We start from the raw sequence: 15010 nt of genomic DNA, 5'->3' as shown, positions 1-15010 counted from the left end.
CCGATGGCTGCTGAATCGATTGACATTTCCAACGCAATGCTGACGGAGCCGACGGCGCTGGGTGACTGGATGCTTGTGGCACCGGTCGGGCTGCCGATTCTCTTTGGCGCGGTCCTGCTCATGGTGCGCCACGAAACCCGGCTGCATGCAGGCATTGCCATTGCGGGGCTGCTTCTGACTCTTGGCGCGAACGCTGCACTCCTTCTGCAGGTGCTGGCAGACGGTCCGAAAGTGATGACCATGGGGCGCTGGCTGCCGCCCTTCGGCATATCCTTTACCGCGGACGCGCTCGGAGCATCGCTTGCCTTTGTGGCGACGCTGGTTGCCAGTGTGTGTGCTCTCTACGCGATGAAGGACATCGGCGCGACGGGTCGCCGCTACGGCTTTTATCCGTTTCTGATGCTATTGATGGCGGGCGTGGGAGGCTCGTTTCTGACCGGTGACATTTTCAACCTGTATGTCTGGTTCGAGGTGTTTCTGATCTCCTCCTTCGGTCTCCTGATCCTGGGGTCGACCGACCGTCAGCTCGACGGCGCAACCAAGTATGCCATTCTGAACCTGGTGGGGACGACGCTGTTTCTGACCGCGACCGCGTATCTTTACGGCACGTTTGGAACGCTCAACATGGCCGATATCGCCCGAAAGGCGGATGCCATGCGCGAGACAGGTCCGTTGATGACCCTCGCAGTCCTCTATTTGCTTGCCTTCGGCATGAAAGCGGCTGCGTTCCCGGTGAACTTCTGGCTGCCAGCCTCTTATCACACACCGCGCATCGTCACGGCGGCGCTGTTTGGCGGTGTGTTGACCAAGGTCGGAGTTTACGCGCTGCTGCGCGTTCTGGTGATGCTGTTTCCCGTTGAGCGGGCGGAGCTATCAGGTGTGATTGCCTGGGTGGCGGCGGGCACGATGGTGCTCGGGATTATGGGCGCTATTGCCCAGTCCGATATTCGCCGGGTGCTGGGGTTTGTGGTTATCTCTGGCGTTGGAGTGATGCTTGCAGGGCTCGCGCTGGGCACCGAGATCGGGCTGACGGGCACGATTCTTTATGCATTCCACTCCGTTCTCGCAATGACCGCGCTTTACCTTCTGGCCGGCGTCATCAAGGAGCTTGGTGGAAGCTACTCACTGCATGAGCTGGGTGGGCTTTACCGAGCCTATCCGGCGATGGGGGCCTTTGCGCTGGTTCTGATGCTTGCGGTGGCAGGACTGCCGCCGGCATCCGGGTTGTGGCCCAAAGTGCTGCTCGTGCGGGCTTCGCTCGAAGCAGGATGGCCCTGGCTCTCTTTTGCCATTTTGTTGACCGGCCTTCTCACCACGATCGCGCTCGGGCGTGTGTATATCCTTGCGATCTGGCGCAACGGCCCTTCCGGAGTTCCTGCCGATGCAGCCACGGGTGCCCCCGGATATGGCTACGCCTCAATGGCCTTGCTGTGTGTTCCGATCATACTGCTCGGCATTTACCCTGAACCATTTATCCGGGTGGCTGAAGCGGCTGCGGTCGGGCTCCTGGATGCATCAGGCTATATCGGTGCGGTCTTTCCTGCGGAGGCGGTGCAATGAGACTGTCCCTGATCAATATCATCCTGGCGCTGATCTGGACCGCGGTCAGCGGCTCTTTCACCCTGCCGAACTTTATTTTCGGCTTTCTCCTTGGGGCGGCAGCACTTTACCTGATCCGGGAACAGGTCGGATCTCTGGGATATTTCGCCCGCAGTATGCGGGTCATATCACTTGCCCTGCTGTTTCTCTACGAACTGGTACTTTCTGCCTGGCGGGTTGCGCTTCTTGTTTTGTCGCCGAGGATGAACCTTCGGCCCGGCATTTTCGCGTATCCTCTCAAGGTGGATCGGGACTTCGAGATCACGCTTTTGGCAAATCTGATCACGCTGACGCCGGGGACCCTGTCCGTCGACGTTTCGGAAGATCGCCGCTTTCTTTACGTTCATGCGATCGATTGCTCGGATCCGGAACAACTGCGCCGCGACATTGCCGAAGGCTTCGAACGCAAGATCATGGAGGCGTTTCGATGAGCGCCAGCGAAGAATTTCTCGTTTTTGCCGAGTTCATAGCGCTCGCGCTGTTGAGCCTGTCTTTCCTGCTGACTGTCATACGCGTCCTTGTGGGGCCGAGCCTGCCCGACCGGGTTCTCGCCCTTGATATGCTGGTAACCATTGCAATCGGCTTCATTGCGGTCATTGGCATTCGCACGGGCTTCACGCTTTATCTCGACATCGCCATCGCCCTCGGCCTTGTCGGCTTTCTGGCGACAGTTGCTTTTGCCCGCTTCGTTCTCAGTCGACGTTATGAACAGGAGTTCGTGAAGCGCGACACGCTCGGCATCTACGGCGACAAGGAGCAGTGATGGACGACGTGTTCAACATACTCACAGGCCTTCTTGTCATCATCGGTGCAGCTTTCACCCTGATCGCTGCGATCGGCATTCTGAGGCTCCCTGACCTCTATACGCGCATGCATGCCGCCTCGAAGGCCGGGACGCTCGGATCGGGGCTTATGCTTGTCGCGCTGGCAATATTTGCGCAGGATCAGGCGATCGTCACCCGGGCATTGGCGGCGGTGGTGTTCTTTCTCCTGACGGCGCCGATTTCCGCCCACCTTCTGGCGAAGGCGGCCTATGCCGCAGGCTACAGGCTCTGGGGGCGTTCGGTGCATGACGATATGGCGTCTCCCGAGCGTGTGGCCCCAGACGTTATCGGCGGAAAAAGTAATAAAGAAGATTAGATAGACTATTTTCTTCTATACTTCATATTCCTCGCGCTGCTTCGTGTATTCCCTGCCAATCTGTCGCACCACAGACAATTCCTTGTCGTGGCTGCATTGACGGCGGCGCATACGCATTCGTTCTTTTTTGAACGATAGAGCCGGGCGCGTTAAAAACGCTAAGGTCGGCTTAGTTGAGTACCGAGATTAATTTTAAGCTGATCTGATTTTTGGAATGAAATACGATTTTTTGAGATGTGATAAACAATCAGCCGCAGGTATCTGGTAGTATTAATTTGAAATTGTGAGTTGACCGGTCGAACGAAAAAAACGATATGATTGCTGCCTTCTCGGGAATCGGCAAAAAAATGCCTGTAGAATAGGGATTCCTATAGACACCTCATCACTGGCGGCATGAGGTTGTGGATTTGAATAGACGTTGGGGCAAGGTAACGAAATGAACGAAGATTCTGTAAAAAACGACGATACTCTTATTGAACTGACCGCAGACGTTGTTGCTGCTTATGTCAGCAACAATCCTGTTCCTGCATCGGAACTTTCCAACTTGATTTCAGACGTTCATGCAGCGCTCGGCCGTGTATGTGGCACTCCAGAAACACCGCCTGCTGAAAAGCAGAAACCGGCCGTGAATCCGAAGCGCTCTGTACACGAAGACTATATCATCTGTCTCGAGGACGGAAAGAAGTTCAAATCGCTGAAGCGTCACCTGATGACGCATTACGGCATGACGCCTGAACAGTATCGGGAAAAGTGGGGGCTTGACGCCAATTACCCGATGGTGGCTCCGAGCTATGCCGTGGCGCGTTCGAAACTGGCCAAGCAAATGGGTTTAGGACGCAAGCGCAAGGAAAAGTAGCATTTGGCTGGCGCCAGGCGCCAGCGCGATGTTTCCGTGTTCAGGCGGCGCTTCCGGCGCCGCTTTTTTTGTGCGTTCGGCGATCGTCTCAGGGGAGCAGGTCAGAGGCTCCGCGTGATGGTGCCCATTCATGGACGAAAGGAGGGGCCGGACCGCGTTGTCGCAGTCAATCGCTTGAATGCCTGGCTCAGGGCTATGTGGCGATTGAGGTCGTAGCTCCAATGGTTACGGACCCCTTTCAGGCGCTCTCTCTCGATCAACCGTTTCAGGCGACGAAGCACGTTGTCGCGCTCGGGGCCGGAGCTGTTTTGCGCCTCCTCAAGATCCAGCCCACCGACTAGGAAAAGTGCGGCCGTCTGCCGCGCGTCTTCATACCGTTTCCGCTTGGCCTGGAGGAAGGCGATGCTCTCCATCTTTACCGTAGTCATGCTCAACCCTTCATGTCGTGAGCGATAACTATGAAGCGCGCAGTGGGAGCGGGGATAAACCAACAGGGGAAATTCGTGCGGAATTTTGTTTTAATAATAATTTCAGTAGTTTAAGGAGTTTCTGGCTTTTATCTGTTCGTAATTTGTTCCCGCATATGCGTGTGTGAGGTATAAGAATTTATTCCTCTTTCCTGTGAAGGGATAAAGTCTGTGCTTTCAAACGCTGCCAAATCGACGGAACAAGAAGACGGGCGAGTTAAAACGCCTGAAGATCAATCACCGGTAACGCTGCACCGCCGTCTCAGTCCGATTCCCGAGGAGCGCGTCGGGGACGTTTGTGAATGTGTTCTCGACATTGTTGGCGCACTGTTCAATGTGAGCGGGCGCGAACTGCGCGAAACGCGCCGTTCATCGACAAGCGTAACGCGGGTGCGCCAGATCGGAATGTATGCCGCACATGTGGTTCTCGGGCTCAACATGAGTGAAGTCGGACGCGGGTTCGGTCGTGACAGAACCACCGTCCAGTATGCGTGTCATATTATTGAGGACATGCGTGACGACGAGGAGTTTGACCGGATCGTTTTGATGACGGAGCGCATCACTGCGGCTGCGTTCCGCAACACGGAGCTGCGCTGACATGGCTGTTTACAAAGAAGAGTTGCGCCATGCGCGCGAGCGTAGCCGCTGTCTGCGATTTCTGCAGAAGGGAGAGGCGTGGTTGCAACCCGGCGCAAAGGAGGGGAGCATGCTTCTCGACGGAGGGGAGCGGGGAACGGTCTCCATATCGCTTGGCGTTTTGAAGGCGCTGGAGAAAGACGATCTCGTGTGCCTGCGCGAAGACAAGGCTGCCGTGACGGCTGCTGGCATCGCCAGTGCGCGTCGATTGGCTGCGAAGCGGGAACCTTTTGCAAGCCAGCATCGGGAGATAGAGCGCAGGGTCATAAAGCAGGGCGCCGAGAAGACGATCATTGCCGCGACGCTGAGCGAATCTCCTCTGGCGCAGCTTGCGAACCGGCGCACCCGTAATGGTGAACCGTTCCTGACGATCGCGGAGTTCGACGCCGGTGAGAAACTGCGTGCCGATTACACACGCGCACAGATCATGCCACGCCTGAGTGCCAACTGGATGGCGTCAGTAACGGGAAGGAAACGCGGCAACGGGGCCGGAGGTGGCGTTGAGCTTACGGAGGCCGCAGTGGGCGCGCGTCAGCGTGTCGACCGGGCGCTTGAGGCCGTCGGACCGGAGCTGGCGGGTGTGCTGGTGGATATATGTTGTTTCCTGAAGGGATTCGAGCAGGTGGAAATCGAGCGGGGCTGGCCCGTGCGCTCGGCCAAGGTGGTGCTCAAGACCGCACTGGGCGCGCTGGCCCGCCATTATGAGCCCCCTGCTCGCAAGAAGCGCGAAACGCACAGGCCGATTCTGCACTGGGGCGCGCAGAATTTTCGGCCGAAGCTCGCCTGAACAATTTGCTGATTGCCTGAAAACGGGCAATCAGCCTGCTGCGGGTGCCACCTCTGTGGCTTCTTTTTTTATGCGCTGAACCATCGAACGCAATCCATTGGCGCGTTGCGGTGTGAGATGTTCGTCAAGGCCGAGTTTGGCCATCACGTCTTCGGCATCAATTTTCAGGATCTCGCTGGCGCGCCTGCCTGAAAACAAAAGGAGCATGATGGCGACGAGACCCCGCACGATATGGGCGTCCGAATCGCCTTTGAAGGTGAGGACGGGGTCGTTGCCTTCTCCACGTTCCGTATATAGCCACACCTGGCTGACACAGCCACGCACCCGGTGTGCCTCGTCGCGCGCGGCTTCCGGATAGGAAGGCAGATTGTTGCCAAGGTCGATGATATATCGGTAGCGTTCTTCCCAATCGTCGAGGAAGGCGAAATCGTCATAAAGGGTGTCAATCGTAGTGCTCATTGGGCCGGATATAGTGATTGGCCGGCCATTCGTCACGGAAAACCTTTGATTGCCCCAAAATGTCGAGGGATCTATTGATCGGCAGGGCGCTCTGGAACACTTCCGGTTGTTAAAGGTGCCGATGCAGCGCTGGCGGCGGCCTCGGGCGGAGTGTCCGTCGGCTCTTCGAGCATTTCATATGCAAAACGGGCACTTTCACGGGCCCGGGCCCCGATCGTCTGAAGTGCGGCGCGCCCGGTTGCACAGACTTCGGGCTTTCGCTCGCAGATGCCAACCATGTCTGTAATGGCTTCGCGGGCCGCGCCCAGTGCCTGCAGGGCGCCGACCTGTGGCGTCTCCGCGCTGTCCTGGCTGCCTGTTCCCCCAATAGGCAACAGTAGCAGCACCAGCGAAAGCCAGAAGATCGAGCGGATTATAAAGCCCATGACGTCCAGTCCCGTTTTGCCCCGAAGGATGTCCCTGGCGGGCACAATGTCATGCCTCCGCCAAGAAGCTCTTGAGAATTCTCCTAAAATTGAAAGCAAACTTTTTAAAAGTTCGGAAATGTCCGCCTTTGAAGCAAAGCCGTTTCAAACCCGCGGAAACATCGTTACGCTTTGTTTGGCATCTAATGATCTGAGGCAATTGTCTTTTTTCCGGGGCACGGCCTGTTTAAAGGATTTTCGGGCTTGCTGTTTTGGCGGCTATTTTGTTCAGCGCGCGTTAACCATGACGGCATTCACCACGCTTTGATGGGTCGATTTCTCTCATTTTTGCGCTTGCCGCCGGCCCTTTGACGCCTGCGTTTATCCTTTCCTTAAACGCTCGATGCGAGTTTCGTCAGGAACAAGAACCCGCCGAACGGACAAAGCAAGAGCGCGTCGAGTTGAGTTCACGAGTAGCATCATATCAAGAATGGCTGGCAGCCCTTTCAGCCGCTTGCGAAAGGCTGATCCACCCCAGTGTTGAAGACGGGGTGGAGCGTTCGCGCCAATTGCGGCTTGCCGTCGTGCTTCTGACGGCCCCCTTCCTGTTTGCGGGCGCGGCCGCGCTGCTTCTCGCCGGCACTCTGGGTTTCGCTCCGACGCTGGCGCTCGCCAGCGCCGGCTTTGCGGTGAGCTGGCTGGCCGCAGCCGGCCTGTTTGCAAGCGGGCGCCGTGAAATGATCGAAGCGCTCGCGCTTGTTCTTGGAATTACCGCCATCAGCGCGGTGATTGTTCTTTCCGGTGGTTTTGCGTCTCCGATGACAGCCCTGATAGCGGGGCTTGCAGCAGAAAGTTTCTGGATTGCACGGACGCGTCGCGCTCTTTTGGCGGGTGGTCTCGCCGGTGTGGTTTCTCTCGGACTGGCCGCTCTTGGCGGGGTTTTGGGTATTCATTTTTCTGCATCGCTGCCGCTCGCCGTGCTCTGGCTGATCCCGCTGGCTTATGTGGCCACGCTCGCCCTGCGCTTCGGGACGTCGCAGGCGGAGCAAATGAGCAATTCCGCATCCTCGAAAAGCGTGGGCATAGAAACGATGATGAGCGCGCTGGTGCTGCGCCTTGAGGGCACCGGTGATGTGGTGGATGCGTCCCATCAGGCCGAGGGGGTCTTGAATGTCCGGTCCGACATCCTTCTGGGGACAGGGTTTTTCGAGCGTATTCATGTGGGTGACCGCGTGGCTTATCTGTGCGCGGTCTCTGAAGTGAGTGGTGGTGCCGACCGGCGAACGATCAGTATCCGACTGCGCATGCCTGCGGAAGAAGATGGGGTTCGCGCATCCGGTTATCGTCAGTTCGGCGTAGAGCTTCTGAAACTGGAAGATGCTGCGCAGGTCGTGGCGATCGTGCGCGACGAAAGCGAGCGGGCCGCACTGGAGCACGACCTGGCGCGCGCACGGGAAGAGGCACGTGTCGCAAAGGTCGAGAGCAAACGAATGCTGGCAGCTGTCAGCCATGAGCTTCGCACGCCGCTGAATGCAATTCTCGGCTTTTCCGACACGCTTCAGACGGAGATTTTCGGACGCTTCTCCAATGATCGGCAGCGCGAATATGTGCGGCTCATTCACGAGGCTGGCGAACATCTGCTCTCGGTGGTGAACTCCACGCTGGAAATCTCCAAGCTGGAGGCAGGCACCTACACGCTTCACCCGGAGGCGTTCAGTTTCTCGGATGCCGTGGACACCAGCGTGGCGTTCGCCCGGGCGGATGCGACGGCGCGTGCGGTGGATGTGGATGTGGCGATCGCGGACAACGTCGGCGTCGTCTATTGCGACCGACGTGCGGTGCAGCAGGTGTTGATAAACCTTCTCTCGAATGCGGTTAAGTTCTCGCACGCCAACGGCCGTGTGAGGGTGACGGCGGAGCGGACCGGCAATCGCCTTGACTTCAGCGTTGCCGATAATGGTATCGGGATTTCCGCCGATGACCTCGAGCGAATCGGCGAGCCTTTTGCTCAGGTCCGAAGCGAAGCGACGAGGCATGTTGAGGGAACCGGTCTCGGTCTGGCGCTGGTAAAAGGGCTTGTAAGTCTTCAGGGTGGTGGCATGACCATCGACAGCGCACCGGGTGAGGGCACACGTGTGAGCATTTCGCTGCCGGTGGGTGTAGGGGCGGAAAAGGACAAGACGGGCCGGGGTGGCAAACCGGGAATTGATAATGAGTGGGGTAATGAAGAATACCGCAAGACGGCCTGAACCGGAGGTCACGTTTGGAACTCTGCTACGCGCCGGAGCAGCCGGGGCGGGGATGGCGATCGTTCGCAACCCGGTGGCAGTCGGTGGTGCAACGGCCTTTGCTGTCGCATTCTCCTTCGTTTCGGCCAACGCGCTCTGGTATCAGCCGCATTTCCATTCCGGGGCTTTGATATCGACCCGTACACCGGTGTTCACCGAACCACGGAATGTGCCCGATCCCGAGCGGCCTGTCATTTCTGAGGAGACACCACGTCAGGCTCCGCGTCAGGTGGTCCCCGATCAGGACACGACCGGGGCGATCCCGGTCGAGCGCCCGGAAGAGGTGGCCGGTGGGGATTCGACCATACGCCAGGTGCAGTCGGTGCTTCAGGAACTGGGGCTGTACCGCGGTACGATTGACGGTCTTGAGGGCCCTGAGACCCGCACGGCAATCGAAAACTACCGCCGTATCGTGGATCTGGATCCAACACCGACCGTCGATGAAGCGCTGCTGCGTCAGCTTGGGCTCTCGGCAGCGCCGCAGGCGGCGGGAAACGCGCCAGATCTGTCGGCAGCGCCGGCAATAATACCCCCTGTCGCACCGACGCCGACACCACGCCCGGCCTATCAGCGTTCGGCTTCAGCTTCCGCGAACGCGGAGCCGGCGGAAGCACGGGTTCCCGTACCGACGGCGAACGTGTCGCAGGCGCGTGTTCACACGGCGGCCCTTGAAACCAGCGAGGCGGACCCCACAATCATGCGCGTGCAGGCCGGTCTGAAGGCCTTTGGCAATGACGGGATCGAGGTTGACGGCCTTCTAGGCCAAAATACCCAGGCTGCCATTCGCGAGTTTCAGAGCCTTTTCGGGCTCCCCGTCACCGGGCAGCCGGACCAGGCGCTTCTTGCAAAAATGCGTGAGGTTGGTCTGACCAACTGACGTGGGCTGGGGCCCTCCCGGCAGGTTGATCTTCCGCCGGCACCAAGGAGACGCTGCCCATGCGCCTGACCAGCGAATTCTGGGTTTCTGCACTGACAAAGCGTCTCTTCGCAGAGGGTGGTTTTGCCACGGTTCTGCAAAAAGGCGCGCGGGAGGCTGGAACCATTTTTATTCTGTTGCGCAATCGTCTTGGCCAGCAGGCGCTTTATGGCCCCGCAGCACAGGCCTTCTATGACGAGGCGCGGCCCAATGAGCGACGCTTTGCGCTGATCGCAAAAGATGACGACCAGGCGATCGACACGCGTCTTAAACGAGAGCGTCGGTTCGATCCGGACTTCTGGCTGGTCGAAATCGAGGTGACGGACCTTGATGAGGCAGAACGCTATTTCGAGATTGCTGCCGGCTGAGGCGTGTGCCCGGGACAGCCCAGCCCACTTTGCCAATCGCTCAGCCTTTGCCGCGCGGTAGCTGGCGAAAGGGCCTTGTAGCGTTCCAGAAAGAATGTGATCGCGCTGCGCTGCGTGAAGAGCCCCGGAAAGGCCGCAGCGGAAAGAAGAAACGCTTCCCCTTCCTCAATTTCCAGCGCTTTCAACGCCACGATAAGTTCACCATAGGTGGGAAAGCCGGTGATCTCGCGGGCAGCCCTTTGCGGAATGCCCAGAACCGACGAGAGCGCCTTTTCAAGTGCATCCTGTTCCCCGGAAAAGGCTGCAGCCCGCAACGTTCTGGCCGCATGATCTGCGGCAGGAAGTGCCGGGCGGGCTTCCTGCGGTGCGGGTGGGCTCTGGGAGTTGGCCGCACGCATGATAAGACGCAAGCGCTGACGCACCTCCGCTTCAACAGAACTGCCACCTGTCTCCGCCTCGTCGCTGGTTTCATCATTTTGAGCAGTGAGCGCACGTGTAAGCGCTGCAATTGCCGGATTGAGACCAGCTCGACGTCCGATAACACGGGCATGGGCCCGACCATGACGGGCAAGAAGACCGATCAGGTCCACATCCGAGAGAACCGGGGAACGCATTAATAGGGGAGCGGATATCTCCGCAGGCTCGTCGGCAAGCTTCCTGAGCAAACCCTTTGGCGGGTTCTGGCACTCTGACAGGATCGCAGCCGCGTAACGGCGCGTTTCCATGGAGATCAAGGGATACAGTGGAAGGGCAAGATCATCCAGTTGGGCGATTTCGCGCCGGGTAGGACGTGTAAGGGATGCAAATGCGGAGACTGCGGCGCGAAACAGCCGCTCGGGTCTGTGCGCTTCCCCGCCAGAAGCCAGTTGCCTGAATACAGCGGACGACACGCAGATCAAACCCTCCGAAACGCGAGTGATTACAAGATACGCCATCGGCAACAAGAACGACGAGCCGACGATTGACGAGATTTACAGCAATTCCCTTAGCAAGCTGTTAACCGGTTTCTTTAGACTTCCGTTCAGACTTTCAGGTTCGCCCGGATTGATGGGAGAGGCTGTTCGTAACCGGTAACGAAACGTTAACCATGTGCTGCCTTACTGGAAGGAGGAGGCGTTGCGTACCACTCCGTCACAGAAAGGGACGCGATGTCATGGCTACGATATTGAGCTTTGCAACGGCTGCGAAACGAACGACAGCGGTTGCGTCGAAAAGGCGACCTTCCAGCGCTTCGATCATCATCTTTCCTGGCGTGCGCTATGAGAGACGACCGGAAAGCGATCCCGATAACGGCGGAGACGACCGTCCGCAGGATGTCCGCCGACGCTCGACCAAGGGGTGAGACCTGCAAAGAGAAGGTTTCGGAAGACGACCGGCCTGAAGCTCAGCCTTCGCCATCCCTGTTGTGAAGCATGATCCCGACATTCAGAGTGCTTCGCAGCGCAGACCCTCGAAGAAGCGCTCAACAATAATCCGCCAGCTCTCGTCGGGAACGAAGGCGCGGATCACAACCATGCCTTCTCCTATCGTCGTCTGAGCAATCAGAGAGGACGCGAGTGTCTCGGGCACGCCCTTGCGCAGTTCCAGCAATTGGGCGGCGTTCACGACGAGTGCGTCCAGCTCACTGTTGGTCGCGCTGCGGTCATTCGCGTTGAACACGTTGAAGCCATCCCGGTCATAAACTGAAAATGACCAAAACGGCACGCGCTCTGCAGCCGTCAATCGTACCATTCCGTTTTCAAGATCAAATCGGCAGGCAGCGGTTTCGAAGAACGGATTCTGTTCTTCGGCAAGGAGAGGATTTGCATTGCCTTTGCCCAGTCTGACAAGCGCATAAGGGTCCGCTTCCTCCGCCATCGCAGCCCAAACATCGCGCTCCGAATAAGTGGGCAGCAGGAACAGGATGGCGATATGAACGGCGGCTGCCCCGAAGAGCCCCAGCATAAGTGCATGAAGGAGCTTAAGCATCGCAGCCCACCCGGGTGATCGCCGGCAATCTGGTTTCCCCAACGCGCGCGCCTGTCGAAATGGGTGTGTCCACGAGGGTCAGAACCAGTTCCATCGACCCACTCCCGGCGACCGCCATCCAGTTGTCAGGCTGAGGGTGCGGGGAGATCGTCATCTCCAAGGTCTGACCATGGCGCCAAAGGAGGTCCTGCGAATGGAGCGCCGAAGGAAAACGCGCCGGCGCAGACAGAATTTGCCGATTTTCACCCGTGGCATGAAGGGTGAAGAAGCGCGTCGGGGGAAGATCACCCTGAAGGCGATAACTGCATTGGCGCAGAAGCGGGCTTCCGTCACTGTCTGTCGCTGCGACAAGAACCACGCCTTCCGCCTGCCCGAGGCTGAGTTGACCGAGCCTTGTGCTTCTTGCTCTGGAATAGGGGTCGGCTTCGCGTGTCCCCTGATTGGGGAAGGTGACCCAGGGCCCGATTTCCACGGAACCGATGGTGCGTGTCGATTCAAGCGCCAGCCATGCGCTGCCCGTACCGCCGCCGAGCGCGATGAGAAGAACGAAGACAATGAAGACAATGGTTTTCAGCATGCGCGATCCGGCAGGCTACGGACGCATCCGGATACTTCAACTCGAACGGGTGGTTCAAGCCTTTTGCGGTGGGCTTTGCGCAGCATTACAGGGCGGATAGCGTTTCGTGAGAGGCGGGTTTGCGCAGGCGCGGCGCTGCCTCGAAGTTCTTTGCGAGCTCCTTGAGGAATTGTGATGTTCGAGCCGAGAGAGCCAGGGGAAGGCTGTCGTTCTCCTGAAGCTCTCCTGCGCCATCTTCACTGGCTGTTTCAACTGCCTCCGTTTCGATACGCATCGGGCCGTCGATACCGGGGAGGGGTTTGATCTCAACGTTCTGATGCGCGTAGGACATCAGACGCTGCCACACCATGGCGGGCAGGGAGCCGCCGGTCATGCGCCTCGTGGGATGAAAATCGTCATTGCCCAGCCAGACAGAGGCGACATAGTTTCCGGTGTAACCCACATACCACCCGTCTCTATAGGACTGGGTGGTGCCGGTTTTTCCTGCCGAGCGTGTCATCGGCAGAGCCGCGCGGCGACCCGTCCCCTGTTCAGGGACAAGGATAAGCATCTGATTCATTGAAGCAGCGGCTTTTTCCGACAGCACACGGCGCGGTGGCGGGGCATCGCGACCATGGTCATAGATGAGATTCCCCGAATGGGTCATCAGCTGCACGACCGCGAAACGGGTATCGGCATAGCCGCCATTGGCGAAAACGGAATATCCGGTCGCCTGATCGAGCGCGGTCATGCCGGACGTGCCCAAAACCATTGTTTTGTGGCCGTTGATGGGGGATTCGATGCCAAAGGACTTGATCAGGTCGATGATGGGATCGATGCCCAGATGATCGCGGGCGAGGCGAACAGGAACGGTGTTGTAGGACTTTATCAGCGCGTGAGTGAGCGTGACCCTGCCGGCATAGCTGCGGCCGTAGTTGCGCGGCGACCAGCTACCCCATGAAATCGGACCATCGGAAATGACGGAGCCGGGTTCGAACCCGCTCTCCATCGCCACCGCGTAGACATAGGGCTTGAAGGAGGAGCCGGTCTGGCGCTCGGCCTTGGTGGCGCGGTTGAACTGGCTTGTGCCGTAGTCGCGGCCACCGACGATGGCACGGACCGCGCCTTCAGTGTCCATCAGAACGATGGCGCCTTCGGATACGTCATAGTCTTTTCCGTGCTGACGCAGGTGGAACTCGAGCGATTCTTCCGCGGCCTTCTGGAGGTTCGGGTCGAGCGTGGTGCGTGCGACAAGCGAATGGGTGGCGCTGCGCGGGACGACACGCTTCACCTCCTCAAATGCCCAGTCGAGGAAATAGTCAGGTGTGTCGGCACCTTCGCGATCAACGGCGGTTGCCGGGTGGAGGCGGGCGGAGAGTATCTGTCCTTCGCTCATGAAACCGGCCTGCACCATATTGGTGAGGACCTCGTTTGCGCGGGCACGAGCGGCGGGAAGATTTACATGAGGAGCGTAGCGGGCGGGGGCCTTGAAGAGACCGGCGATCATCGCTGCCTCGGCAAGGTTTAAATCCTTGACCGGCTTGTCGAAATAGAAATCTGCCGCGGCAGAGATGCCAAATGTACCGCCACCCAGATAAGAACGGTCGAGATAGTACTGGAGGATCTCGGTTTTTGACAGGTTCATCTCAAGCCAGATCGACAGGAAGGCTTCCTTGATCTTGCGCTCGAGGGTTCGCTCGTTGGACAGAAACAGGTTCTTGGCGAGCTGCTGGGTAAGCGTGGAACCGCCCTGTACGACGGAATTGGCGCGTACATTTTCGGTAAGAGCGCGGGCGAGGCCAAGAAAGTCGATGCCGAAATGCTCGAAAAAGCGCCTGTCTTCCGTGGCAAGAACGGCCTTGATAACGTGGTCGGGAAGCTCATCCACGGGCACGGAATCGCGCTGGATGATGCCGCGTTGGCCGATCTCATTTCCATAGCGGTCCAGAAACGTAACGGCGTAGTCGTCCTGGGCGCGCCAGTCACCCGCGGTCTCTTCGAACGCGGGCATGGCAAGCGCCAGCATGACGACCGACCCGATCGCCCCCAGTGTGGCGCCTTCGCTGAAGAGTTCGACCACGGCGCGTTTGAAGCCATAGACACGGAAGCGGCGAAAGAAGATCGTTACGCCTTCCCAGAGTTCGGCGAGCTTGAAGCCCGCTTCATAAAGCGTGGAATCGATCCAGGCATCGAGCGCCAGCAATCTGGTCGCCCGCGGCGCCTTGCTCTGCCGTTTTTCGCGCGGCATTTTCACCCAAACTCCCGTCCGGCCGTTCACGGCCAACCCGATCGAACCCGTTTTGCGAAATCGCCAGCCGAACACGACCCCACATCGCAGTCCGGTACATAACGGCTATTCTAGCGGATTGTTATGTGAGTTTCTTCGCATTTCCGTCTCTTCCGCAAGGGAAAAACACCGAAATGGCTAACGCATGGACTTCCTGTACAAGAGAATAGGAAAAAATTCTTGACAGCGTGACGGTCGTTTGATAGGGTTCAGGCATGGTCGCACAGTTGCGGCGTTTCGAGGCGGGTCCTTTCGCAAGGGCGCGCTTTTTTTGTTTTT

Annotated in this window: 18 protein-coding genes; 11 read left to right on the top strand and 7 right to left on the bottom strand. The window is 58.4% G+C overall.

The features are described from left to right. Positions 1-3: 3 nt before the first annotated feature. The 5 genes from P2W41_RS13205 (at position 4) to P2W41_RS13185 (ending at position 3595) form a co-directional block, all read left to right on the top strand. Positions 4-1560 carry a Na+/H+ antiporter subunit D gene (locus P2W41_RS13205; RefSeq protein ID WP_404933370.1) on the top strand — a complete coding sequence of 519 codons (1557 nt, stop codon included), beginning with the start codon at positions 4-6 and terminating at the stop codon, positions 1558-1560. Further along, entirely contained in the window at positions 1557-2030 is a 474-nt protein-coding gene (locus tag P2W41_RS13200; RefSeq protein WP_292893187.1) for a Na+/H+ antiporter subunit E, read from the top strand. Before P2W41_RS13205 ends, P2W41_RS13200 begins: the two co-directional genes overlap by 4 nt. Beyond that, entirely contained in the window at positions 2027-2362 is a 336-nt protein-coding gene (locus P2W41_RS13195; RefSeq protein ID WP_292893190.1) for a cation:proton antiporter, read from the top strand. Before P2W41_RS13200 ends, P2W41_RS13195 begins: the two co-directional genes overlap by 4 nt. Next, on the top strand, positions 2362-2739 hold the full coding sequence (mnhG, locus tag P2W41_RS13190) for a monovalent cation/H(+) antiporter subunit G (RefSeq protein ID WP_404933369.1): 378 nt from the start codon (positions 2362-2364) through the stop codon (positions 2737-2739). The genes P2W41_RS13195 and mnhG overlap by 1 nt, the downstream gene beginning before the upstream one ends. Positions 2740-3175: 436 nt before the next feature. Continuing rightward, complete coding sequence (locus P2W41_RS13185; protein WP_292893196.1) at positions 3176-3595, top strand: MucR family transcriptional regulator; 420 nt, start codon at positions 3176-3178, stop codon at positions 3593-3595. A gap of 128 nt (positions 3596-3723) precedes the next feature. On the opposite strand, the gene P2W41_RS13180 is transcribed toward P2W41_RS13185, so the two are convergent. Continuing rightward, on the bottom strand, positions 3724-4023 hold the full coding sequence (locus tag P2W41_RS13180) for a cytoplasmic protein (RefSeq protein ID WP_292893198.1): 300 nt from the start codon (positions 4021-4023) through the stop codon (positions 3724-3726). 375 nt (positions 4024-4398) lie between these two features. Between P2W41_RS13180 and P2W41_RS13175 the strand changes: the two genes are divergently transcribed. Further along, positions 4399-4659 carry a helix-turn-helix domain-containing protein gene (locus tag P2W41_RS13175; protein ID WP_404933368.1) on the top strand — a complete coding sequence of 87 codons (261 nt, stop codon included), beginning with the start codon at positions 4399-4401 and terminating at the stop codon, positions 4657-4659. 1 nt (position 4660) lies between these two features. After that, positions 4661-5485, top strand: a complete 825-nt coding sequence (locus tag P2W41_RS13170; RefSeq protein ID WP_404933367.1) for a DUF6456 domain-containing protein — start codon at positions 4661-4663, stop codon at positions 5483-5485. 30 nt (positions 5486-5515) lie between these two features. Here the strand turns inward: P2W41_RS13170 and P2W41_RS13165 are convergent, their stop codons facing one another. Both P2W41_RS13165 and P2W41_RS13160 read right to left on the bottom strand, forming a co-directional pair. Then, positions 5516-5944: a SufE family protein gene (locus P2W41_RS13165; RefSeq protein ID WP_292893204.1), complete on the bottom strand. Its 429-nt coding sequence runs from the start codon at positions 5942-5944 to the stop codon at positions 5516-5518. 71 nt (positions 5945-6015) lie between these two features. After that, positions 6016-6369, bottom strand: a complete 354-nt coding sequence (locus P2W41_RS13160) for a DUF5330 domain-containing protein (protein WP_292893206.1) — start codon at positions 6367-6369, stop codon at positions 6016-6018. 118 nt (positions 6370-6487) lie between these two features. On the opposite strand from P2W41_RS13160, the gene P2W41_RS13155 reads away from it, so the two are divergent. The 4 genes from P2W41_RS13155 (at position 6488) to P2W41_RS13140 (ending at position 9920) form a co-directional block, all read left to right on the top strand. Continuing rightward, positions 6488-6676 (top strand): hypothetical protein, encoded by a 189-nt coding sequence (locus P2W41_RS13155; protein WP_404933366.1) that lies wholly within the window; start codon positions 6488-6490, stop codon positions 6674-6676. Positions 6677-6899: 223 nt separating this feature from the next. Next, positions 6900-8597 carry an ATP-binding protein gene (locus P2W41_RS13150; protein WP_404933365.1) on the top strand — a complete coding sequence of 566 codons (1698 nt, stop codon included), beginning with the start codon at positions 6900-6902 and terminating at the stop codon, positions 8595-8597. Next, positions 8572-9513 carry a peptidoglycan-binding protein gene (locus P2W41_RS13145; protein WP_404933364.1) on the top strand — a complete coding sequence of 314 codons (942 nt, stop codon included), beginning with the start codon at positions 8572-8574 and terminating at the stop codon, positions 9511-9513. Before P2W41_RS13150 ends, P2W41_RS13145 begins: the two co-directional genes overlap by 26 nt. A gap of 59 nt (positions 9514-9572) precedes the next feature. After that, a complete protein-coding gene (locus tag P2W41_RS13140; RefSeq protein WP_404933363.1) occupies positions 9573-9920 on the top strand; it encodes a DUF1491 family protein in 348 nt (115 codons plus the stop codon). Here the strand turns inward: P2W41_RS13140 and P2W41_RS13135 are convergent. The 4 genes from P2W41_RS13135 to P2W41_RS13120 form a co-directional block, all read right to left on the bottom strand. Further along, positions 9896-10534 (bottom strand): hypothetical protein, encoded by a 639-nt coding sequence (locus P2W41_RS13135; RefSeq protein ID WP_404933362.1) that lies wholly within the window; start codon positions 10532-10534, stop codon positions 9896-9898. The two genes, P2W41_RS13140 and P2W41_RS13135, sit on opposite strands and share 25 nt — an antisense overlap. Before the next feature lie 811 nt (positions 10535-11345). Beyond that, complete coding sequence (locus P2W41_RS13130) at positions 11346-11888, bottom strand: DUF1254 domain-containing protein (protein ID WP_404933361.1); 543 nt, start codon at positions 11886-11888, stop codon at positions 11346-11348. After that, positions 11881-12465 carry a DUF1214 domain-containing protein gene (locus tag P2W41_RS13125; RefSeq protein ID WP_292893218.1) on the bottom strand — a complete coding sequence of 195 codons (585 nt, stop codon included), beginning with the start codon at positions 12463-12465 and terminating at the stop codon, positions 11881-11883. The genes P2W41_RS13130 and P2W41_RS13125 overlap by 8 nt, the downstream gene beginning before the upstream one ends. A gap of 85 nt (positions 12466-12550) precedes the next feature. Next, the gene (locus P2W41_RS13120) at positions 12551-14692 is read right to left on the bottom strand and encodes a transglycosylase domain-containing protein (protein WP_404933360.1); all 2142 of its coding nucleotides are present in this window, start codon (positions 14690-14692) and stop codon (positions 12551-12553) included. Positions 14693-15010 lie beyond the last annotated feature (318 nt).

It is taken from the genome of Nitratireductor sp. L15S-10, from assembly GCF_045011005.1.
GTDB lineage: Bacteria > Pseudomonadota > Alphaproteobacteria > Rhizobiales > Rhizobiaceae > Nitratireductor.
The sequence above is the reverse complement of the archived record's forward strand: the minus strand, read 5'-3'. Positions and strand labels throughout refer to the sequence as shown.

Bases quoted from the DNA above. Each gene is read 5' to 3' on its own strand.
- P2W41_RS13205 (WP_404933370.1), top strand. From the start codon at position 4: ATGGCTGCTGAATCGATTGACATTTCCAACGCAATGCTGACGGAGCCG.
- P2W41_RS13200 (WP_292893187.1), top strand. From the start codon at position 1,557: ATGAGACTGTCCCTGATCAATATCATCCTGGCGCTGATCTGGACCGCG.
- P2W41_RS13195 (WP_292893190.1), top strand. From the start codon at position 2,027: ATGAGCGCCAGCGAAGAATTTCTCGTTTTTGCCGAGTTCATAGCGCTC.
- mnhG (WP_404933369.1), top strand. From the start codon at position 2,362: ATGGACGACGTGTTCAACATACTCACAGGCCTTCTTGTCATCATCGGT.
- P2W41_RS13185 (WP_292893196.1), top strand. From the start codon at position 3,176: ATGAACGAAGATTCTGTAAAAAACGACGATACTCTTATTGAACTGACC.
- P2W41_RS13180 (WP_292893198.1), bottom strand. From the start codon at position 4,023: ATGACTACGGTAAAGATGGAGAGCATCGCCTTCCTCCAGGCCAAGCGG.
- P2W41_RS13170 (WP_404933367.1), top strand. From the start codon at position 4,661: ATGGCTGTTTACAAAGAAGAGTTGCGCCATGCGCGCGAGCGTAGCCGC.
- P2W41_RS13165 (WP_292893204.1), bottom strand. From the start codon at position 5,944: ATGAGCACTACGATTGACACCCTTTATGACGATTTCGCCTTCCTCGAC.
- P2W41_RS13160 (WP_292893206.1), bottom strand. From the start codon at position 6,369: ATGGGCTTTATAATCCGCTCGATCTTCTGGCTTTCGCTGGTGCTGCTA.
- P2W41_RS13155 (WP_404933366.1), top strand. From the start codon at position 6,488: ATGTCCGCCTTTGAAGCAAAGCCGTTTCAAACCCGCGGAAACATCGTT.
- P2W41_RS13145 (WP_404933364.1), top strand. From the start codon at position 8,572: ATGAAGAATACCGCAAGACGGCCTGAACCGGAGGTCACGTTTGGAACT.
- P2W41_RS13140 (WP_404933363.1), top strand. From the start codon at position 9,573: ATGCGCCTGACCAGCGAATTCTGGGTTTCTGCACTGACAAAGCGTCTC.
- P2W41_RS13135 (WP_404933362.1), bottom strand. From the start codon at position 10,534: ATGCGTTCCCCGGTTCTCTCGGATGTGGACCTGATCGGTCTTCTTGCC.
- P2W41_RS13130 (WP_404933361.1), bottom strand. From the start codon at position 11,888: ATGCTTAAGCTCCTTCATGCACTTATGCTGGGGCTCTTCGGGGCAGCC.
- P2W41_RS13125 (WP_292893218.1), bottom strand. From the start codon at position 12,465: ATGCTGAAAACCATTGTCTTCATTGTCTTCGTTCTTCTCATCGCGCTC.
- P2W41_RS13120 (WP_404933360.1), bottom strand. From the start codon at position 14,692: ATGCCGCGCGAAAAACGGCAGAGCAAGGCGCCGCGGGCGACCAGATTG.